We start from the raw sequence: 19260 nt of genomic DNA on the forward strand, positions 1-19260 counted from the left end.
GCCGACCCGGAGAGAGCAGAGGAGACACCCGATGCCGATGCCACCGCCGAAGCCGTCGACCGAGGGCAAGCGCGATCGTCAGGTCTTCCACGAGATGGGCCAGATCGTGCGCGCCCTGGAGGCCGAGGGGCCCCAGCCGCCCGACGTGCTCGCGCGGATCGTGGGCGCGACGTACTGGGAGCGGGACCGCTTCGATCGTGCGCTCGCGCTCGCCGTCGCGGACGGGCTGGTCTACCGGACCGCTGAGGGCGAGCTGGCTGCCGGCTGACCCGGCTGACCCGGCCGATCCGGCCACGCGCAGGTTGTCCGCTCTCCGTAGGCTGAGTCCATGGAAGGCGTGGTGATCCTCCTCCTGCTGGCCGCCGTCGTCGTGGCGGTCGTGCTCGCCCGGCGCAGCAGCCGGGCCCGCGAGCTCGAGCGCCGGCGCGCCGAGCTGGAGCCGGTCAAGAAGCTCGCGTTCGAGGACATCACGGCTCTGGGGGAGCAGCTGCAGGCACTCGACCTCGAGCTCGCGGGGCACCCGCTCGGAGCGGGGGAGAACGCCGACTACCAGCGCGCCCTCGACGCCTACGAGTCGGCGAAGACCGCCGGCGACGCGATGACGCGTCCCGACGACGTCCGGCACGTCACGCAGATCCTCGAGGACGGGCGCTACGCGATCGCGTGCGTCCGCGCGCGGGTGGCGGGCGATCCGCTGCCGACCCGCCGCCCGCCGTGCTTCTTCGACCCGCGGCACGGCCTGTCCGTGACCGACGTGCCGTGGACCCCGCCCGGTGGCGCGACCCGCGACGTTCCCGCCTGTGCCCTCGACGCCGAGCGGGTCGCCGCCGGCGCCGACCCCGACGCCCGGATGGTGATGGTCGGCGCGCAGCGGGTGCCCTACTGGCAGGGCGGCCGCGCCTACCAGCCCTACGCCTCGGGCTACTTCGGTGCGTTCACGCCGATGGACTGGATGTTCGCCGGGCTGCTGTTCGGCGGCTTCGGCGGCTTCGACGCGCTCGGTGAGGGGATCGGCGCCCTCGGCGAGGGCATCGGTGACGGGATCGGCTCGATCGGCGACGGCATCGGCGACCTGTTCGACGGGTTCGACTTCTAGCGTCGGCTGCTCCGCAGTTGGGCCACGTGCAGGGTGACGAACCGGCCGAGCAGCGAGTCGCTGTCGACGGTGTCGGGGTCGGAGGCCGCGTAGTCGCCGGTGACCTCGAACGTGTACGTCCCCGCCGTCGCGCCCCGGGGCAGCCGGACCGTCGCCAGCGCCGTGCCCGAGCCCGCGACCGGGTCCGAGGTGGTCGTGGCGATCACCTTCCCGCTCGGGTCCAGGACCTGCACGGTGTAGCTGAACAGGCTCGCGCCGACGGTGCCGCCGGAGGGGAACGCCAGGCTCACCGCGAGCCGGCGGGTGCGGGCCGGGACCGGCACGTCGTACGACGCGCTGTCGCTGCCGCCCGCGGTCGCCGGGGGCGCCTCGTGGACGAAGAAGTCGGACCGGACCACCGTGGTGCGGTCCGCGGCGAGCACCCGGCGGTCCGCCCGGTGGGCAGCGGCACGCAGCCGGTCCTGCCAGCCGTCGGAGCGCACCAGCCGCACCGCGCGGTCGAGGTTGGCGTAGCCGTACCCGACCTCCCAGAACGGCAGCGCGGCCGTGCCGCCCGTCGCCCGCACCGGTGTCGCGGTGGCCTGGAGGGCGAGCCGCACCTGAGCGGGCGTGAGCCGGGGCTGGGCCTGCAGCAGCACCGCGGCCGCGCCGGCGATGTGGGGCGAGGCCATCGAGGTGCCCGAGGCCGACGCGTTCTCGTCCGGGCCGCACGGCCCGATCAGGGTGCCGGCGCTGTCGCAGCTCGAGCTGATGTCGACGCCGGGGGCGGTGATGTCCGGGTGCACCAGCCCGATCCGGTCGCCGGCGAAGGTCGTGTGGCCCTCGGCGCCGATCGCCGTGGGCAGCGAGTTGTCGTGCACCAGCCCGTTGGACGAGAAGTCGCCGCGGAACCGGTCCAGGGTGCCGGCCGCCACCGAGATCACCCATGGGGACTGGGAGAACGGGTTCAGGCTCATCGGCACGTCGCCGCTGCCGGAGTTGCCGGCGGCGAAGACCACGGTCACGCCGCGGTCGGCCACGGCCCTGGTGGCGACGGCGACCGGGTCGGCGGGGTCGAACTGGCGGTAGCTGTTGCCCCAGGAGTTGTTGACGACGTCGATGCCGAGCAGGTCCGGCTGGTCGAGCATGTAGTCGTACGCGGTGACGACCGCGGTCGTGAACAGCACCGCGCCGATCGCGAAGCAGGCGAGGTCGGCGTCCGGGGCGACGCCGTACCGGCTGCCGTCCTCGACCGAGGAGGAGTCGGCGGCGATGATGCCGGCGACGTGCGTCCCGTGGCCGCTGCCGAGGTCGGTGTTGCTCACCGGCCCTTGGTCGACCGGGACCACGATGGCCGGGTCGGTCCCGGCGTTGGCGTACTCGGGGCTGAGCAGGCTCACGTTGTGCACGACGTGGTCCGCGAGATCGGAGTGGGTCGCGTCGCAGCCGGAGTCGACGACGCCGACGGTCACGCCCTTGCCGGTCAGGCCGCGGGTGCGCAGGCTCTGCGCGGCCGCCGGGCTGGAGGACATCGCGTCCGTCGACGGGGTGTCGAGGAGCTGGAGCCGCTCGTCGGGGTAGACGTCGAGGGCGATGCCGGCGGTGACCGCCTGGACCATCGCGGGCACCGGGCCCTCGACCAGGGCGAGCGGCAGGTGGGACATCGGCTGCACGACCAGCCCCAGCGCGCGCAGCGCGCCGACCTGGGCGTCGGTCGGCACGGCGTCGAAGGTGACGATCGCCCGGTGGTTCGGCGTGCCGTCGGCGAGCAGGCGGTCGAGGCCGCGGTGTGCGCCCGGCGCGAGCCCCTGGAGGGTGGATCCGGCCGCCAGGACCGGGGGTGTCGCCGGGGGTGTCGCCGGGGGTGTCGCCGCGGCCGCGACGCCGGTGAGGGACAGGACGGCCGCGAGGGCGCAGGTGAGCGCGAGCAGCCGGGTGCGCGAGGATGGCATGGATGATCCGATCTCGTGAGGTGCCCGGACAACGCCGCAGCCGTACGGCGGGTTACGTCGTCGCGCTGCTCCTCGGGGCGCTGGTCGCCGTGATCCCGGCCACCGCCGACGCCGACCCGCCGGTGGCGCCGCTGCCCACCGGGACCGACGTCGACTACCAGCTGGGTGGCCCCGCGGAGGTGCCCGAGCACGTCGGGATCGTGGTGCGCGACCGGACCGACGACCCCGCGGACGGGCGGTACGGCGTCTGCTACGTCAACGGCTTCCAGACCCAGCCCGACCAGCGACGCTTCTGGAAGCGGCACTGGCGCCTGGTGCTGAAGGACGGCGGCGAGCCGGTCGGGGACGAGGCGTGGGGCGAGTGGCTGCTCGACGTCCGCACGAGGGCGAAGCGGGCGGACCTGGCCCGGATCGTGGGGCGCTGGGTCCGTGGCTGCGCCGCCGACGGCTTCGATGCCGTCGAGTACGACAACCTGGACTCGTTCACCCGCAGCCACCGGCTGATCGCGCGCCGGCAGGCGCTGGCCTACGCGCGGCTGCTGGTGCGGGCGGGGCACCGGGCCGGCCTGGCGGTCGGGCAGAAGAACCTCGCGGGGTACGACGGCACCGCCATCGGGTACGACTTCGCCGTCGCCGAGGAGTGCGGCCGCTACCGCGAGTGCGCGTCGTACGTGCGGCACTACGGTGACCGGGTGCTGGCGATCGAGTACCGGCGGGCCGACTTCCGGTGGACCTGCGCCCACGTCGGCGACCGGCTGGCGGTCGTGCTCCGCGACCGCGACCTCACCCCGACGGGAGTGCACGAGTGGTGTTGAACGAGACCGACCCGGACCCGGGGCTGCACGTGACGACGCTGGGGGAGCGCGGCCCGCTGGTCGCCTTCTGCCACGGGCTGTTCGGCCAGGGCAAGAACTGGACCACGGTCGCGAAGGCGGTCGCGGAGGACCACCGCGTGCTGCTCGTCGACATGCCGCACCACGGCCGCTCGGAGTGGGTCGACCACTTCGACTACGTCGACGTCGCCGACCGGGTGGCCCGCCTCTTCGACGCGGAGGACCCGGTCGCGCTGGTCGGTCACTCGATGGGTGGCAAGGCGGCGATGGTGCTCGCGCTGCGCCATCCCGAGCTGGTCGAGCGGCTCTGCGTGGTGGACGTCTCGCCGGTCGACTACGAGGAGCGCGGCGAGTTCGCCGGCTACATCGACGCGATGCTCGCGCTCGACCTGGCCACGCTCGAGCACCGCCGGGACGCGGACGCGGCGCTGGCCGACGCGGTGCCGAGCCGCACCGTGCGCAGCTTCCTGCTGCAGAACCTGCACCAGCACGCGGGGCGGTGGACCTGGCGCCCGAACCTGGCCGTCCTCGGCCGCGACCTGGAGGTGCTCGGCGGCTGGCCCGCGGACGCGCTCGCCGACCGGCCGCCGTACCAGCGCCCGACGCTCTGGCTCGCCGGGCAGCGCTCCGGCTACGTCCGCGACGAGTACGCCGCCGCCATGGACCGCTGGTTCCCCCGCAACCGGCGGGTGGTGATCAAGGACGCCGGCCACTGGGTGCACTCCGAGCAGCCGGCGATCTTCATCGAGGTGCTGCGCCGCTTCCTCGCCCAGCGGTGACCTCCGCCTGGCGGGCCCGGTAGGCGGCGACGGCGTTGCGGTTGCCGCAGGTGGTGGAGCAGAACCGCTTCGAGCGGTTCCGGGAGAGGTCGAGGACCACGCCGTCGCAGGACTCGTCGGCGCACACCCCCAGTCGCGACATCTCGTCCGCACGGATCACGTCGATCATCGCCATCGCGGTCTCGACCAGGATCCGGGTCGGCAGGTCGCTCTCGGGTGCGACCGCGTGCACGTGCCAGTCCCAGACGTCGTGGCGCACCAGCCGGGGGACCGCGGCCGCCTCGGCGAGCATCTCGTTCACGATCCCCACCGCCTGGTCGCGGTCGGCGGTGAGCAGCTCGTAGAGCGCCGGCCGGATCGCCCGGACCGCGTCCAGCTCCGCGCGGTCGCGGTCGTGGCGCCCGGTGTACTCGAACTCGGCGTAGAACGCGTCCAGGTCCGCGACCCGGGTGAGGGTGTCCGGATCCAGCCCGGAGTTCGCCAGGATCACGGCGGCCTGTAGGGAGACCTCGGTGTCATGAGTGAATGGCACGTTGACAGGTTACACGGCGCGCCGCTAATGTCACGTGTCATGGCGACGTTGGCCCATGACGAGGCTCCCGATCGGCTGGTGCCCGTCGCGGGCGGCTCCCGGCTGCTGAGCGGCTTGGGCTTCGCCGTGCTCTCGGCCGCCTCGTTCGGGATGTCCGGCGCTCTGGCCCGGGAGCTGCTCGACACCGGGTGGAGCGCCGGCGCGATCGTGCTGGTGCGGGTCGGCCTCGCCGCGCTCGTCGTGGTCCCGTTCGGCCTGGTCGCGCTGCGCGGCCGGTGGGTCCTGCTGCGCCGCAACGCCGGCGTGGTCGCGGTCTACGGCGCCCTCGCCGTCGCCGGGGCGCAGTTCTGCTACTTCTCCGCGGTGGCCCACATGCAGGTCGGGCCGGCGCTGCTGATCGAGTACACCGCACCGGCCGCGGTCGTGGTCTGGTTCTGGCTCCGGCACGGGCAGCGCCCCGGCGCCGTCACGCTCGTGGGCGCCGCGCTCGCCGCCGGTGGCCTGGTGCTGGTGCTCGACCTGCTCTCGGGAGCCGACCTGAGCGTCCCCGGGGTGCTCTGGGCGCTCGCGGCGATGGTGGGCGCGGCGACGTACTTCGTGATCTCCGCCGACGAGGGGTACGGGCTGCCGCCGATGGTGCTGGCGGCCGCCGGCCTGGTGCTCGGTGCCGCCGTGCTCGCCGTGCTCGGCGTGGTCGGGCTGCTGCCGATGCGGGCGTCGACCGACGCGGTCTCCTACGCCGGCCGCACGGTGGAGTGGTGGGTGCCGCTGCTCGTGCTGGGCGTGGTGACCGCCGCCATCGCCTACACCAGCGGCATCGCCGCAAGCCGCCGACTGGGCTCGCGGCTCGCGTCCTTCGTCGCCCTGCTCGAGGTCCTCGCCGGTGTCGGGTTCGCCTGGCTGCTCCTCGACGAGCTGCCGCGGACCGTGCAGCTGGTCGGCGGCCTGCTGATCCTGGCCGGGGTCGTCGCCGTCAAGCTCGGAGAGCGTTCGACGGCGGCCGTCCCGGTCCCCTGAAACGGCCCTCGGCCGGCGTGACGACGCGGCCGCCGGCCCCGGGAGCTATGCGGTTTGGTCACCAACGGCACAGCGGGAACGCTCCCACGCCGCGGTTGGTGACCAAACGACAGCGACCCGCGCCCGCCGGCGGACCGGTCAGCGGGCGTCCTGGCGGCGCACCACGATCTCGCGGGTGAGCATCAGGATCGCGGCGGCGGTGGGGATGGCGAGCAGGGCACCGACCACGCCGAGCAGCGCCGCGCCGACCAGCGCGGCGATCACCGTGACGGCGCCCGGGACGTCCACGGAGCGCGCCATCACCCGCGGGTAGATCAGGTAGTTCTCGAGCTGCTGGTAGACGACGTAGAAGACGATGCAGGCGATGCCGATCCGCGGGTCCTCGGCGAAGCCGATCGCGGTCACGACCACGGCGCCGATGGTGGCGCCGATCATCGGGATCACGTCGAGCAGCGCGACCACGAACGCCAGCGCGACGGCGTACTGCCCGAGCCCGACGATGAACAGGAAGATCAGCGAGGAGATGCCCGCGCACATCGCGACGATGAACGCGCCGGACACGTAGCCGCCGACCCCGCGCAGCACCCGGTCGCCCAGCAGGGTGACCCGCTCGCGCCGCGACGCCGGGGCGAGCTGGTAGAGCGCCTTCTTGGTCTTGTCGAGGGAGGCGAGGAAGTACAGCGTCAGCACGATCACGATGAACGCGTTGGCCAGCGCGGACAGCACCGCGAGGCCGAGGCCGAGCACGCCGCCGAACAGGGTGCTGGCGTAGTTGCCGTCGCTGACGTACTGCTTGATCTTGTCGATCACGTCGTACTCCGCGTCGAGCTCCTGCACCCGCTTGTTCTGCTGCAGGCTGTCGAGCCAGTCCGGCGCGTTGTCGGTGATCGACTGCACCTGGTCGCTGATCACCGGGACGATCGCGACGACGAACAGCCCGAGCGCTGCCAGCGCCGCGACGATGACGGTGAGTACGGCGTAGGAGCGGCGCAGGCCGTGGCGCTCGAAGAACTCCACCGCCGGGTTGAGGCCCGCGGCCAGGAACAGCGCGACGACGACCAGGATCAGGGTGGGGCCGATCGAGGTGACCAGCCCGCCGAGCCACCAGGCGACGAACAGGCCCAGGCCACCGAAGAAGCCCCACACGAACGGCGAGTGCCGCGAGAGTGGCGCACCCAGCTCGCCGAGGTACTCGCCGCCGTCCCCGCCCGCCGGGTCCGCCTCGAGCGCGGCGTCCGCCGCGTCCTCGGTCTCGGGGGCCAGGTCTCCCGCCGGGGTCTCCCGGGGGGAGTCGTTCACTCGTCGTCCTTGGTGAAGCCGGTGATCACCTCGTGCAGCGACGCGAGCTGGGCCGTGATGGCATCGCGGCGCTTGGCGAGCCGCTCCACCTCGGCGCGGACCGCGGCCAGCTCGCGCTCGGCCTCGGCGTGGCCGGTGGACGTGATGGCCTCCGACTGGGTCCGCGCCGACGTCACGATCTGCTCGGCCTCGCGGCGGGCCCGGCTCAGCAGGGCCTCGGCCTCGGTCGCTGCCTGGTTGCGGTGCTCGGTCGCCTGGGCCATCGCGTCGTGGGCGCGCTGCTCCGCGGCGCCGGCCCGCTCCTCGGCCTCCTCGACCAGACGTCGGGTCTCGGCGGTCGCACTGGCGTGGTGGTCGGTGGCCTCGCGCGCCAGCCGCTCCTTCTCGACCGCCAGCGACCGGCGGGCCTCCTGCACCTCACGGTCGGCGGCGGCACGCAGCTGCTCGGCCTCGCGCTTGGCCGAGGTGCGCAGCTCGTTGGCCTCCTGCGCGGCGGCCAGCCGGAGCTGGGCGGCCTGCCGGTTGGCCGACTCGACCAGGTCCTGGGCCTCGCTCCGGGCCAGCGCCCGCTCCTGCTCGGCGTCGGTCATCAGCCGGGAGCGGTTCTCGTCGAGCTCCTTGAGCTGGACGAGCCGCATGTCCTCGGTCTCCCGGGCGGCGTCGGCGCGCATCGCCTTGGCGTCGCGGGCGGCCTGCTCACGGATCTCGGCAGCGTCACGCTGCGCGGTCTCGCGGACCTCGGCGGCCTCCTCCTCGGCGAGCCGCAGCATCGCGCTCGCCCGGCCCCCGAGCCCGGCGTACGACGGCGCCTCGTTCTCGGCGAGCTCCTCGCGCATCCGCCCGACCTGCTCCTCCAGCTCGAGGACCCGACGCTCGGACTCGGTGAGGCTGGCGCTGAGCCCGGCCTTCTCGCCGGTCAGCTGACGGACCCGGGCGTCGACCGCGTCGCGGTCGTAGCCGCCCCGGCGGACGACCGGGAACCCCGCGGGAGCCGAGGGCGCCCCACCCGCGGCCGGCTGACCGGCGGGCCGAGGCGGTGCGGCGGCGGGCGGGACCACCGGGCCCCGCTGGGCCTGGTGGGTCCGCTGGGTCTGCGCGGCCGGCGCCTGCGCGGCCGGCGGCTTCTCGGCCTCGGCCGGCCGGGGCTTCTTCGGCGGGACGGTCGGCAGCACCTGCGTCGCGTCCTCGTCGGTGGACGTCGAGGCGTGCTCCTCGGGCTCGTTGTCGTCGAAGATGGACAGTCCCTGGTCGCTCATGAAACGTGCTTCCTCTTCCCGGAGTCGTTCGTGGCCTCGTCGTGGACAGTGTTGCCGATCGGGCCCGCGCAACACACCCCGACCTGCGACCAATTGTCGGAGGCCGGGGTGGTGGACGCCTCTTGCCGAGTGCCCCTCAGAGGTCGCGGAAGCGGTTGATCTCGTCGAGGTGGCGGGCGCGCATCTCGTGGTCGCGGATCCCGAGACCCTCCTCGGGGGCCAGGCAGAGCACGCCGACCTTGCCCTGGTGGAGGTTCTGGTGGACGTCGAGCGCGGCGGTGCCGACGTCGTCGAGGGAGTAGGTCTTGGACAGGGTGGGGTGGATCCGGCCCTTCGCGATGAGCCGGTTGGCCTCCCAGGACTCGCGGTAGTTGGCGAAGTGGGAGGAGATGATCCGCTTGAGGCTCATCCACAGGTAGCGGTTGTCGTACTCGTGCATGTAGCCCGACGTCGAGGCGCACGTCGTGATCGTGCCGCCCTTGCGGGTCACGTAGACCGAGGCGCCGAAGGTCTCGCGGCCGGGGTGCTCGAAGACGATGTCGATGTCCTCACCGCCGGTGAGCTCGCGGATCTTGGAGCCGAAGCGCTTCCACTCCCGCGGGTTCTGGGTGTGCTCGTCGGACCAGAACTGGTAGTCCTCCTCGCTGCGGTTGATGATCAGCTCCGCGCCCATCCGGCGGCAGATCTCGGCCTTCTCCTCGCTCGAGACCACGCACACGGGGGTGGCGCCGCCGTTGAGGGCGTACTGCGTCGCGAAGCCGCCCAGGCCGCCCGAGGCGCCCCAGATCAGCACGTTGTCGCCCTGCTTCATGTCGCCGCCGTTCTTGGAGACCAGCTGGCGGTACGCCGTGCAGTTGACCAGTCCGGGAGAGGCGGCCTCCTCCCAGGTCAGGTGGGCGGGCTTGGGCATCAGCTGGTTGGCCTTGACCAGCGCGACCTGGGCCAGTCCGCCGAAGTTGGTCTCGAAGCCCCAGATCCGCTGCTCGGGGTCGAGCATCGTGTCGTTGTGGCCGTCGGGGTGCTCGAGCTCGACCGAGAGGCAGTGCGCCACGACCTCGGTGCCCGGCTTCCACAGGTGCACGCCCGGCCCGGTGGCCAGCACCACCCCGGCCAGGTCGGAGCCGACCACGTGGTAGGGCAGGTCGTGTCGCTTGGCCAGCGGCGAGAGCCGCCCGTAGCGCTCCAAGAACCCGAACGTGGAGACCGGCTCGAAGATCGAGGTCCACACCGTGTTGTAGTTGATCGCCGAGGCCATCACCGCGACGTAGGCCTCGCCCGGCCCCAGCTCGGGCAGCGGCACGTCCTCGACGTGCAGCGACCTGCGCGGGTCCTTCTCCTTGGTCGGGACGCCCTCGAACATGTCGATCTCGTCCTTGTGCACCGTGACGGCCCGGTAGGACTCGGGCAGGTCGAGGCCGGCGAAGTCGGCCTCGGTGACGCCGCCTGGATCTTCAGAGGCGGCCATGATCGCGTCGAGGATGTGCTGCACGTCGGCTCCTGGTGGGGTGGGGTCGCGTTCGGGGATGGCCGGACCTTACCCACGGGTAACCGGGGGGTAACACCCCCTGTGACGTGTTCCTCAGTGTGCGGGTGGGGGCGGGGACGCGGCGTGCGCTCCCGCCGTGGGGTCAGTGCGCGGGGTCGGTGGCCGGCTCGACAAGCTCGACCAGGATGCCACCGGCGTCCTTGGGGTGGATGAAGTTGACTCGCGATTCGGACGTGCCGCGCCGCGGCTCGTCGTACAGCAGCCGGAGCCCGCGCTCGCGCAGGATCGCGGCGACGGCCTCGATGTCGGTGACCCGGTAGGCCATCTGCTGGATGCCCGGACCGGAGCGGTCCAGGAACTTCGCGATCGTCGAGTGCTCGTCGAGCGGGGCCAGCAGCTGGATGTGCGACCCGGAGTCGCCGACGGCCATCATCGCCTCGCGGACGCCCTGCTCCTCGTTGGTCTCCTGGTGCGCCAGGCGCATCCCGTAGACCTCCTCGTAGAACGTGATCGCGGCGTCCAGGTCGGGGACGGCCACGCCCACGTGGTCGATCGCGGTGAACAGGTGTGCCGGTACGTCAAGGCTCATGGGTCCATGGTCGTACGTCGGTCGCGGAGGCCGACAGGTCATGTGACATGTGTCCCACGGGACCAAAGTCTCCACCCCTCGCCCGCGCCATGACCCGTGGGTAAGGTCGGCCGGAGATACCCCTGTCGTACTTCCTGGAGGCTCCCCATGTCCGGTTCTGTCATCGTCGCGGGGGCACGGACCCCCATCGGACGCCTGCTCGGCGGCCTCAAGGGGCTCTCCGCGGCCGACCTCGGCGGCGTCGCCATCAAGGCCGCGCTCGAGAAGGCCGGCGTCACCGGCGACCAGGTCGAGTACGTGATCATGGGTCACGTGATCCAGGCCGGGGCCGGCCAGATCACCGCCCGCCAGGCCTCCGTCAAGGGCGGCATCCCGATGAACGTTCCCGCCATCACGATCAACAAGGTGTGCCTGTCGGGCATGAACGCGATCGCGCTCGCCGACCAGCTGATCCGGGCCGGCGAGCACGAGATCGTCGTCGCGGGCGGCATGGAGTCCATGACGCAGGCGCCGCACCTGCTCCCCAAGTCCCGTGAGGGCTTCAAGTACGGCGACACCGCCCTGGTCGACTCGATGGCCTACGACGCCCTCTACGACCAGTTCACCGACCAGCCGATGGGCACGCTGACCGAGGCCTGCAACACGGGGGCCCGCGAGCTGACCCGCGAGGAGCAGGACGCGTTCTCGGCGCGCTCCCACCAGCTCGCCGCTGCCGCGTGGAAGAACGGCGTCTTCGACGACGAGGTGGTCCCGGTCGAGATCCCGCAGCGCAAGGGCGATCCGGTCGTGATCGCGAACGACGAGGGGATCCGCGGCGACACCACGGCGGAGTCGCTCGGCAAGCTGCGCCCGGCGTTCAGCAAGGACGGCACGATCACCGCCGGCTCCTCCTCGCAGATCTCCGACGGCGCCTGCGCCGTGGTCGTGATGAGCAAGGCCAAGGCCGAGGAGCTGGGCCTCACCTGGCTCGCCGAGATCGGCGCCTCCGGTCAGGTCGCGGGCCCGGACTCCAGCCTGCAGAGCCAGCCGGCCAACGCGATCAAGAAGGCCGTCGCCAAGGAGGGCATCTCCGTGGCGGACCTGGACCTGGTCGAGCTGAACGAGGCCTTCGCGGCCGTCGGGATCGTGTCCGCCCGCGAGCTCGGGATCCCCGAGGAGCAGGTCAACGTGAACGGTGGGGCGATCGCGCTGGGTCACCCGGTGGGCATGTCGGGCGCCCGGATCGTGCTGCACCTCGCGCTCGAGCTCAAGCGCCGCGGTGGCGGGGTCGGCGCGGCCGCCCTGTGCGGCGGCGGCGGGCAGGGCGACGCCCTGATCGTGCGTGTCCCGAAGAGCTGACGACGCCGGCGCCGTCCCGGGCCTCGTCGAGCGCGCCCGCGCCGGCGAGGCCCGGGCGGTCGCCCGGCTGATCTCGCTCGTCGAGGACGAGTCTCCGCTGCTGCGCGAGGTGATGGCGGCGCTCGCGCCCCACGCCGGGCACGCGCAGGTCATCGGCATCACCGGCTCCCCGGGCGTCGGCAAGTCGACCTCGACCAGCGCGCTGGTCACCGAGCTGCGCCGCGCCGACAAGCGGGTCGGCGTACTGGCGGTGGACCCGTCCTCGCCGTTCTCCGGCGGCGCGCTCCTCGGCGACCGGGTCCGGATGCAGGACCACGCGCTGGACCGTGACGTCTACATCCGGTCGATGGCCTCGCGCGGGCACCTCGGCGGCCTCGCCTGGAGCACCCCGCAGGCGCTGCGGGTGCTCGACGCGGCCGGCTGCGACGTGGTGCTGGTCGAGACCGTCGGGGTCGGCCAGAGCGAGGTCGAGATCGCCGGCCTGGCCGACACCACCATGGTGCTGCTCGCGCCGGGGATGGGCGACGGCATCCAGGCCGCGAAGGCCGGCATCCTCGAGATCGGCGACCTGTACGTCGTCAACAAGGCCGACCGCGACGGAGCCGACCAGGTGCGCCGCGACCTGCGCTCGATGCTGGCGCTCGGCGACCGGCCGGAGGGGTCCTGGAGGCCGCCGATCGTCAAGACCGTCGCCCACCGCGGCGAGGGGCTCGACGAGGTGGCCGCCGAGATCGACCGGCACCGGGAGTGGCTCGAGTCCAGCGGCGAGCTGGAGCGGCGCCGCCGGCGCCGGGCCCGCGACGAGATCGAGGCGATCGCGGTGACGGCGCTGCGCCACCGCTGGGGCGACGTGCACGGGCGCTCCGAGCTCGACGACCTGGCCGCCGCGGTCGTGGCCGGCGAGACCGACCCCTACGCCGCGGCCGACGAGCTGCTGGACGCGTTCACCGACTGACCGGCCGGCCGTCGGCGGCCGGATCGGTCTAGACCGGCGCGCCTGCGTGCATCTCCTGCCGGGTCTCGGTAGACACGGTCCGGTCCACGCCATGACTCCGGGTGTCACTGAGATGGAGCGCTTCCCCATGAGAAAAGCCGTCCTCGTCCTGCTCGCCGTCTTCGGCGTCTTCTGGATGGTCACCGACCCGCACGGCCTCGCGCAGTCCGCGCAGACCGCCGGCGGCCACGGCGCGGCGCTCACGGGCGACTTCTTCACCGCGGTGATCACGTTCGTGCGGGACCTGGAGTAGCGGGAGTGGCGCGGTGGGTGGACCCCGACATCGCCCAGCACCTGCTGCGCGATGAGGGCGAGGTCATCGTCGACGAGGTCCGCCACCATTGGTGTGCGTTCGTCCGGCCGATGCTCGAGGTGGCGGTCGCGGTGTGGCTGCTCGCGGTCGTGGGCGTGGTCCCGCTGTCGGTGGCGTGGGTCCCCGAGCTGCTCTCGTTCGGGCTGTTCGGGCACGCGGCGTGGCTGGCGATGCGCGAGCACCGGGACCGGTTCGTGATCACGAACATGCGGGTGTTCCGCGTGCACGGCGTACTCAGCCAGAGCCTGGCCACGATGCCGCTGAGCCGGATCCTCGACATCACCGTGCGGCGACCGATGCTCGGCCGGCTGCTCGGCTACGGGCACTTCTGCTTCGAGTCCGCCGCCCAGAAGCAGGGCATCCGCGACATCCGCTACGTGTCCCGCCCCTACGCCCGCGACCTCGCCATCCAGCGCGTCGTGCAGCGCGCCGGCCTGCGGGGCGGGCGGGTCAACTGATCCCGAGCCGGGCCAGTCGCTCGGCGTCGGCGAGGATGTTGATCTCGACGATCCGGCCGTCGCGGACGACCGGGCTGAACAGCGAGACCGGCCGGCCCGCGCGGTAGTTGAGCAGGCCGAGGGAGCCGTTGACCAGGACGTAGTGCTGGTCGCCGGCCGTTCGCCGGAACGCCGCCGCACGCGTCGCGATCTCCGCGGCGCCGCGCACCGACACCGCGGTCGTCGCGTCGCCGGTGTCGGCACGCAGGGTCACGTCCGGGTCGAGGACCTCCAGGAGTGCCTCGAAGTCGCCGGCCCGGGCGGCGCTCGTGAACGCGTCGAGCACCCGGCGCTGGGTGGCCCGGTCGGCGGCCGGAGGCGGGGCCGCGCGGACCCGGCGCCGGGCCCGGCTGGCCAGCTGGGTCGCCGTACCCGGCGAGGCACCGACGATCGCGCCCACCTGGTCGAACGGGACCCCGAACAGGTCGTGCAGCACGAACGCGGTCCGCTCGCGCGGGTTCAGCGCGTCGAGCACCACGAGCAGCGCGAGGGTGACCTCGTCCGCCTGCTCCGCGGCGGCCTCCGGGTCGGCGTCGAGGCGGGTCACGATCGGGTCGGGCAGGTGCACGTCGATCGGATCCTCGCGCCGGGACGCGCGGGAGCGCAGCAGGTCGAGGCAGATCCGGCTGACCACGGTGGTCAGCCAGCCGCGCAGGTTGTGCACCGCGCTGGTGTCCGACCGGGCCATCCGCAGCCAGGTCTCCTGCACGGCGTCGTCCGCCTCGGCCGTCGAGCCCAGCATCCGGTACGCGACCCCGCGCAGGTGTGCGCGGTGGTCCTCGAACTGGTCGGCCAGCTGCTCCTGCGTCCGCACGGTCAGGCTCCTCCTCGGGTGTCCGTCAACCAGCTGACGAGTCGGGCGCCGCCGATGTGACAGTCCCGGCCGAGACAGTCGCGATCCTGCACCCGACGGCCCGCCGGGGCAACGGCTGCGACCCGCCGCCGGGGCCGCCGCCGGGGCCCGCCGCCGGGGCCCGCCAGGTGGCCGCGCCTGGAGACCGTCGCCCGGGTCCGACTAGGGTCCGGTCGTGGCCCTTCCCTTCGACCCGATCGACGAGGCTGCCCGGCAGTGGGGCACGCACTGGGACCGGGTGCCGGCCATGCACGCGGTCACCTCGCTGATGCGGGTCCAGCAGCTGGTCATCGGGCGGCTCGACGCGATCCTGCGGCCCCACGGGCTGACCTTCGCCCGTTACGAGGCGCTGGTGCTGCTGGTCTTCTCCTCCCGGGGGTCGCTGCCGCTGGGCAGGATGGGGGAGCGGCTGCAGGTGCACCCGACCTCCGTGACCTCGATCGTGCGGCGGCTCGAGGCCGCAGGGCTCGTCGTACGCCGCGCGCACCCGGAGGACGGCCGCGCCGTGCTCGCCGAGATCACGCCCGAGGGGCGCGCTCTCGTCGAGGTCGCGACCGCGGACCTGCTCGGCGCCGACTTCGCGCTCGGTGCGCTGTCCGATGCCGAGCTCCAGCGGCTCTCGGAGCTGCTGCGGCCGGTGCGCCGGGAGGCGGGGGACTTCTGAGGCCTCCCGGCCTCCCGGCCTCCCGGACGCCGTGTCGGTGGGGCGTGCCAGCATCACGGCATGGTGACGGCGGACGACGTGCGGGAGGTGGGGCTGGCGCTGCCGCGCAGCCACGAGTTCCACACCGGCGGACGCTACAAGCTGAAGGTCCGCCAGATCGTGTACGTCGGCTTCTCCCGCGACGAGGCCCGGATGGGGTTCGGCTACCCCCGCGAGGCGCGGGACGGTCTGATCGAGTCGGACCCGCAGACGTTCTTCCTGCCACCGGCGCGCGACCTGCGCTACCAGTGGGTCTGCGCGCACCTCGATCGGCTCACGGCGGCGGAGATGCGCGAGCTGGTCGTCGACGCGTGGCGGATGTGCACGCCGCGGATGCTGCACGACCTGCCCGAGATGGCGCCCCCGGCCGCGGCCGCCTGGAGCGCGATGGACGTCGGCGCCTGGGACGACCTGCGCCCGCTGCTGCACCCCCACCTCCACTTCGCCGACGGCGCCGTGAGCCTGCGCGGCCGCAACCAGGTGCTCGCCCACCTGCGCTCGCACCCCACGCCCCGGCCCCCCACCGCCGTCGACGTCCGCGACGGGCAGGTCTTCCGCTGGGTGCGGTGAGCCCGGTCGGTTTCCCCGGGTACCCGGGGAAACCAGTACTGTTCGGCCGAAGTTTCGGCCGATAAGCGACAACTTCCCCGGGTACCCGGGGAAACCTGCGGGCGCATCGCTTGGCTCATTTACTAGGACGTCCTACTATTTCGGCATGACCGAGAGCGCACGATCCCGCTGGCAGGCCAGGTACGACGCGGCGCGCACCCGCGACGCCGACTTCACGACGTTGAGCGGGCTGGAGCTGGCGCCGGCGTACGGCACCGAGGACTCGGAGTGGCCCGGCGAGTTCCCGTACACCCGCGGGCTCTACCCGACCGGCTACCGCGGGCGCACCTGGACGATCCGCCAGTTCGCCGGGTTCGGCAACGCGCGCCAGACCAACGAGCGCTACCGGATGATCCTGGGCCGCGGCGGCGGCGGGCTCAGCGTGGCCTTCGACATGCCGACCCTGATGGGCCGCGACTCCGACGACCCGCGCTCGCTCGGCGAGGTCGGCCACTGCGGCGTGGCGGTCGACTCGGCCGCCGACATGGAGATCCTCTTCGACGGCATCGACCTGGGCGACGTCACGACCTCGATGACGATCAGCGGCCCGGCCGTGCCGGTGTTCTGCATGATGCTGGTCGCCGCGGAGCGGGCCGGCGTCGACACCAGCGTCCTCAATGGCACCCTGCAGACCGACATCTTCAAGGAGTACATCGCCCAGAAGGAGTGGATCTTCGGGCCCGAGCCGCACCTGAAGCTGATCGGCGACCTGATGGAGTACTGCGCGGAGAACATCCCGGCGTACAAGCCGCTCTCGGTGTCGGGCTACCACATCCGCGAGGCCGGCTCGACGGCCGCACAGGAGCTGGCGTTCACGCTCGCCGACGGGTTCGGGTACGTCGAGCTGGGCCTGTCCCGCGGGCTCGACGTGGACGTGTTCGCGCCGGGGCTGTCGTTCTTCTTCGACGCGCACGTGGACTTCTTCGAGGAGATCGCGAAGTTCCGCGCCGCGCGCCGGATCTGGGCGCGCTGGATGCGCGACGTCTACGGCGCGACCACCGAGAAGGCGCAGTGGCTGCGGTTCCACACCCAGACCGCCGGGGTGTCGCTGACGGCGCAGCAGCCGTACAACAACGTCGTCCGCACCGGCATCGAGGCGCTCTCCGCCGTGCTCGGCGGCACCAACTCGCTGCACACCAACGCGCTCGACGAGACGCTGGCGCTGCCCAGCGAGCAGGCCGCCGAGATCGCACTGCGCACCCAGCAGGTGATCATGGAGGAGACCGGCGTCGTCAACGTCGCCGACCCGCTCGGCGGCTCCTGGTACGTCGAGGCGCTGACCGACCGGCTCGAGGAGGAGGCGGTCGCGATCTTCGACAGGATCCTCGCGATGGGCGGCTCCACGCTCACCTCCGACCGGCCGGAGGCGCTCGCCGACGCGGTGCGCCGCGGCGAGAACCCGGTCACCCGAGGCCTGCTCCGCGGCATCGAGGACGGGTGGTTCATGTCCGAGATCGCGGAGGCCGCCTTCCAGTACCAGACCGCCCTGGAGAAGGGCGACAAGCGGATCGTCGGGGTGAACTGCCACCCGGAGTCGGTGACCCACGACCTGGAGATCCTGCGCGTCTCGCACGAGGTCGAGGTCGAGCAGGTCCGCGAGCTGGACGCCCGTCGCCAGGCCCGCGACGACGCCGCCGTGCACGCCGCGCTGGCGCGGATGGTCGAGGCCGCCCGCGCGGACGAGAACCTGATCGAGCCGATGCTCCACGCGGTGCGCGCCGAGGCCACGCTGGGTGAGATCTGCGACGCACTGCGCGCCGAGTGGGGGGAGTACCGCGAGCCTGCGCGGTTCTGAGGTACCGGCCCAGGACAGGTCCCGAGACCGTGGGCCCGGGGCTGCGGGACTTCCGGCCCGGGCGGGGCGGGTGCGCGCTCTGGTGGAATCGAGAACGTGGACCTCGCCCGCGCACTCGCGTCCCTGCCCGCCGATCCCCGCGTCGTCATCGCCGGCAACCACGCCACGCCCTGGCACACGCTGAAGCTCGTCGACGACGCGCTGGACGAGTACCGCCTCTGGGCGCTCAACGGCCAGGCCGGCCTGCCCGACCGGGAGGGCGTGGTCCTCGAGACCTCCTTCGTCGGACCGGCCCAGCGGCGCAACCCGCGGCTGAGCTACGTGCCCTCGCGGCTGTCGATGGTGCCGTCGCTGTTCGGCAAGCAGCTGCCCCCCGACGCCGTGGTCCTGCACACCACCCGGCCGCACGACGGCAAGGTGTCCCTCGGCGTCGAGGTGAACGTGCTCCCCGCCGCGATCGAGGCGGTCCGCCGCAACGGCGGCGTGGTCATCGCCCAGGTCAACGACAACATGCCGTGGACGTTCGGCGACGCGCTGGTCGACCTCGACCTGATCGACGTGCTGGTCGACGGCGACGAGCCGATGCCGCACGCGCCGGTCTCCTCGATCGACGAGACCTCGGCCACGATCGGCGACCTGGTCGCCGCCCGGGTCTCCGACGGCTCGACCCTCCAGGCCGGCATCGGGGCGGTCCCGGACGCGACCATGCACGGGCTCACGAACCGCTCCGGGCTGCGGGTCTGGACCGAGATGTTCTCCGACAGCGTCCTGGCCCTGGAGAAGATCGGCGCCCTGGACCGCAACATCCCGATCTCCGCGTCCTTCCTGTTCGGCTCGCCCGAGCTCCTGGAGTGGGTCGACGGCAACGAGCGGGTCGAGATGGTCCGCACCGAGGTCACCAACAGCCCGGCCCGGATCGCGCGCAACCCGAAGATGGTCAGCGTGAACACCGCGCTCCAGGTCGACCTGTTCGGCCAGGCCAACGCCTCGCGGATCAACGCGCGGATCCACTCGGGCTTCGGCGGCCAGACCGACTTCATCGTCGGCGCGATGCACAGCGCCGGCGGGCAGGCGTTCATCGCGCTGCGCTCCTGGCACCCGAAGGCGAACTGCTCGACGGTGGTGCCGATGGTCGACGAGCCGATCACCTCGTTCCAGATGAGCGCGATCGTCACCGAGCAGGGCCTCGCCCAGGTCTTCGGCAGCGACCAGCGCGAGCAGGCCCGCCAGATCATCGAGCACGCCGCCCACCCCAGCGTCCGCGAGGAGCTGCGCGAGGAGGCCGTCGCCCTGGGCCTGGCCTGACCGGTCCACCGGTGACCGGCCGGCCCCGAGCCGGC

20 protein-coding genes are annotated in these 19260 nt (G+C 72.8%); 13 read left to right on the forward strand and 7 right to left on the reverse strand.

Annotated features, from left to right (window positions below):
• Positions 1–31: 31 nt before the first annotated feature.
• Both QMC84_RS07670 and QMC84_RS07675 read left to right on the forward strand, forming a co-directional pair.
• On the forward strand, positions 32–268 hold the full coding sequence (locus QMC84_RS07670; RefSeq protein ID WP_300373496.1) for a hypothetical protein: 237 nt from the start codon (positions 32–34) through the stop codon (positions 266–268).
• Positions 269–328: 60 nt separating this feature from the next.
• Positions 329–1096 carry a hypothetical protein gene (locus QMC84_RS07675; protein ID WP_300373498.1) on the forward strand — a complete coding sequence of 256 codons (768 nt, stop codon included), beginning with the start codon at positions 329–331 and terminating at the stop codon, positions 1094–1096.
• On the opposite strand, the gene QMC84_RS07680 is transcribed toward QMC84_RS07675, so the two are convergent.
• The gene (locus QMC84_RS07680) at positions 1093–3027 is read right to left on the reverse strand and encodes a S8 family serine peptidase (RefSeq protein ID WP_300373500.1); all 1935 of its coding nucleotides are present in this window, start codon (positions 3025–3027) and stop codon (positions 1093–1095) included. The genes QMC84_RS07675 and QMC84_RS07680 overlap by 4 nt on opposite strands.
• Positions 3028–3029: 2 nt before the next feature.
• Here QMC84_RS07680 and QMC84_RS07685 point away from each other — a divergent pair, with 2 nt between their 5' ends.
• Both QMC84_RS07685 and QMC84_RS07690 read left to right on the forward strand, forming a co-directional pair.
• Entirely contained in the window at positions 3030–3842 is an 813-nt protein-coding gene (locus tag QMC84_RS07685) for an endo alpha-1,4 polygalactosaminidase (RefSeq protein ID WP_300373502.1), read from the forward strand.
• A complete protein-coding gene (locus tag QMC84_RS07690; RefSeq protein WP_366145742.1) occupies positions 3836–4639 on the forward strand; it encodes an alpha/beta fold hydrolase in 804 nt (267 codons plus the stop codon). Before QMC84_RS07685 ends, QMC84_RS07690 begins: the two co-directional genes overlap by 7 nt.
• Here the strand turns inward: QMC84_RS07690 and QMC84_RS07695 are convergent.
• Positions 4602–5171: a CGNR zinc finger domain-containing protein gene (locus tag QMC84_RS07695; protein WP_300373506.1), complete on the reverse strand. Its 570-nt coding sequence runs from the start codon at positions 5169–5171 to the stop codon at positions 4602–4604. The two genes, QMC84_RS07690 and QMC84_RS07695, sit on opposite strands and share 38 nt — an antisense overlap.
• 39 nt (positions 5172–5210) lie before the next feature.
• Between QMC84_RS07695 and QMC84_RS07700 the strand changes: the two genes are divergently transcribed.
• Positions 5211–6188 carry an EamA family transporter gene (locus tag QMC84_RS07700; protein WP_300373508.1) on the forward strand — a complete coding sequence of 326 codons (978 nt, stop codon included), beginning with the start codon at positions 5211–5213 and terminating at the stop codon, positions 6186–6188.
• Positions 6189–6326: 138 nt separating this feature from the next.
• On the opposite strand, the gene QMC84_RS07705 is transcribed toward QMC84_RS07700, so the two are convergent.
• From QMC84_RS07705 to mce, 4 genes are all read right to left on the reverse strand, one after another.
• Positions 6327–7487 carry an AI-2E family transporter gene (locus tag QMC84_RS07705; RefSeq protein ID WP_300373510.1) on the reverse strand — a complete coding sequence of 387 codons (1161 nt, stop codon included), beginning with the start codon at positions 7485–7487 and terminating at the stop codon, positions 6327–6329.
• On the reverse strand, positions 7484–8743 hold the full coding sequence (locus tag QMC84_RS07710; RefSeq protein WP_300373512.1) for a hypothetical protein: 1260 nt from the start codon (positions 8741–8743) through the stop codon (positions 7484–7486). Before QMC84_RS07710 ends, QMC84_RS07705 begins: the two co-directional genes overlap by 4 nt.
• Before the next feature lie 136 nt (positions 8744–8879).
• A complete protein-coding gene (ccrA, locus tag QMC84_RS07715; protein ID WP_300373514.1) occupies positions 8880–10232 on the reverse strand; it encodes a crotonyl-CoA carboxylase/reductase in 1353 nt (450 codons plus the stop codon).
• Positions 10233–10371: 139 nt separating this feature from the next.
• Entirely contained in the window at positions 10372–10818 is a 447-nt protein-coding gene (gene mce, locus QMC84_RS07720) for a methylmalonyl-CoA epimerase (RefSeq protein ID WP_300373516.1), read from the reverse strand.
• A gap of 147 nt (positions 10819–10965) precedes the next feature.
• Here mce and QMC84_RS07725 point away from each other — a divergent pair, with 147 nt between their 5' ends.
• The 4 genes from QMC84_RS07725 (at position 10966) to QMC84_RS07740 (ending at position 13921) form a co-directional block, all read left to right on the forward strand.
• Positions 10966–12156: an acetyl-CoA C-acetyltransferase gene (locus QMC84_RS07725; protein ID WP_011755256.1), complete on the forward strand. Its 1191-nt coding sequence runs from the start codon at positions 10966–10968 to the stop codon at positions 12154–12156.
• Positions 12140–13111, forward strand: a complete 972-nt coding sequence (meaB, locus tag QMC84_RS07730; RefSeq protein WP_300373521.1) for a methylmalonyl Co-A mutase-associated GTPase MeaB — start codon at positions 12140–12142, stop codon at positions 13109–13111. The genes QMC84_RS07725 and meaB overlap by 17 nt, the downstream gene beginning before the upstream one ends.
• Before the next feature lie 127 nt (positions 13112–13238).
• Positions 13239–13403 carry a hypothetical protein gene (locus QMC84_RS07735; protein WP_300373523.1) on the forward strand — a complete coding sequence of 55 codons (165 nt, stop codon included), beginning with the start codon at positions 13239–13241 and terminating at the stop codon, positions 13401–13403.
• A 5-nt stretch (positions 13404–13408) separates the two neighbouring features.
• Complete coding sequence (locus QMC84_RS07740; protein ID WP_300373525.1) at positions 13409–13921, forward strand: PH domain-containing protein; 513 nt, start codon at positions 13409–13411, stop codon at positions 13919–13921.
• Here the strand turns inward: QMC84_RS07740 and QMC84_RS07745 are convergent.
• A complete protein-coding gene (locus QMC84_RS07745) occupies positions 13914–14774 on the reverse strand; it encodes a sigma-70 family RNA polymerase sigma factor (protein WP_300373527.1) in 861 nt (286 codons plus the stop codon). The two genes, QMC84_RS07740 and QMC84_RS07745, sit on opposite strands and share 8 nt — an antisense overlap.
• Positions 14775–14988: 214 nt before the next feature.
• Here QMC84_RS07745 and QMC84_RS07750 point away from each other — a divergent pair, with 214 nt between their 5' ends.
• The 4 genes from QMC84_RS07750 to QMC84_RS07765 all read left to right on the forward strand — a co-directional run bounded on the left by QMC84_RS07750 (position 14989) and on the right by QMC84_RS07765 (position 19225).
• Positions 14989–15477 (forward strand): MarR family transcriptional regulator, encoded by a 489-nt coding sequence (locus QMC84_RS07750; RefSeq protein WP_300373529.1) that lies wholly within the window; start codon positions 14989–14991, stop codon positions 15475–15477.
• A 60-nt stretch (positions 15478–15537) separates the two neighbouring features.
• Positions 15538–16086 carry an MmcQ/YjbR family DNA-binding protein gene (locus QMC84_RS07755; RefSeq protein WP_300373531.1) on the forward strand — a complete coding sequence of 183 codons (549 nt, stop codon included), beginning with the start codon at positions 15538–15540 and terminating at the stop codon, positions 16084–16086.
• Between the two features lie 145 nt (positions 16087–16231).
• The gene (locus tag QMC84_RS07760; RefSeq protein ID WP_300373533.1) at positions 16232–17920 is read left to right on the forward strand and encodes a methylmalonyl-CoA mutase family protein; all 1689 of its coding nucleotides are present in this window, start codon (positions 16232–16234) and stop codon (positions 17918–17920) included.
• 96 nt (positions 17921–18016) lie between these two features.
• The gene (locus QMC84_RS07765; protein ID WP_300373535.1) at positions 18017–19225 is read left to right on the forward strand and encodes an acetyl-CoA hydrolase/transferase C-terminal domain-containing protein; all 1209 of its coding nucleotides are present in this window, start codon (positions 18017–18019) and stop codon (positions 19223–19225) included.
• Positions 19226–19260: the final 35 nt, after the last annotated feature.

The sequence above is a fragment of the Nocardioides sp. genome, assembly GCF_030019515.1.
Classification (GTDB): Bacteria; Actinomycetota; Actinomycetes; order Propionibacteriales; family Nocardioidaceae; genus Nocardioides.

What these genes read in the sequence shown, in the direction of transcription:
- QMC84_RS07700 (WP_300373508.1), top strand. Translation starts at nt 5,211, where the DNA reads ATGGCGACGTTGGCCCATGACGAGGCTCCCGATCGGCTGGTGCCCGTC.
- QMC84_RS07675 (WP_300373498.1), top strand. Translation starts at nt 329, where the DNA reads ATGGAAGGCGTGGTGATCCTCCTCCTGCTGGCCGCCGTCGTCGTGGCG.
- QMC84_RS07710 (WP_300373512.1), bottom strand. Translation starts at nt 8,743, where the DNA reads ATGAGCGACCAGGGACTGTCCATCTTCGACGACAACGAGCCCGAGGAG.
- QMC84_RS07755 (WP_300373531.1), top strand. Translation starts at nt 15,538, where the DNA reads ATGGTGACGGCGGACGACGTGCGGGAGGTGGGGCTGGCGCTGCCGCGC.
- QMC84_RS07685 (WP_300373502.1), top strand. Translation starts at nt 3,030, where the DNA reads ATGATCCGATCTCGTGAGGTGCCCGGACAACGCCGCAGCCGTACGGCG.
- QMC84_RS07725 (WP_011755256.1), top strand. Translation starts at nt 10,966, where the DNA reads ATGTCCGGTTCTGTCATCGTCGCGGGGGCACGGACCCCCATCGGACGC.
- QMC84_RS07735 (WP_300373523.1), top strand. Translation starts at nt 13,239, where the DNA reads ATGAGAAAAGCCGTCCTCGTCCTGCTCGCCGTCTTCGGCGTCTTCTGG.
- QMC84_RS07670 (WP_300373496.1), top strand. Translation starts at nt 32, where the DNA reads ATGCCGATGCCACCGCCGAAGCCGTCGACCGAGGGCAAGCGCGATCGT.
- QMC84_RS07760 (WP_300373533.1), top strand. Translation starts at nt 16,232, where the DNA reads ATGACCGAGAGCGCACGATCCCGCTGGCAGGCCAGGTACGACGCGGCG.
- QMC84_RS07680 (WP_300373500.1), bottom strand. Translation starts at nt 3,027, where the DNA reads ATGCCATCCTCGCGCACCCGGCTGCTCGCGCTCACCTGCGCCCTCGCG.
- mce (WP_300373516.1), bottom strand. Translation starts at nt 10,818, where the DNA reads ATGAGCCTTGACGTACCGGCACACCTGTTCACCGCGATCGACCACGTG.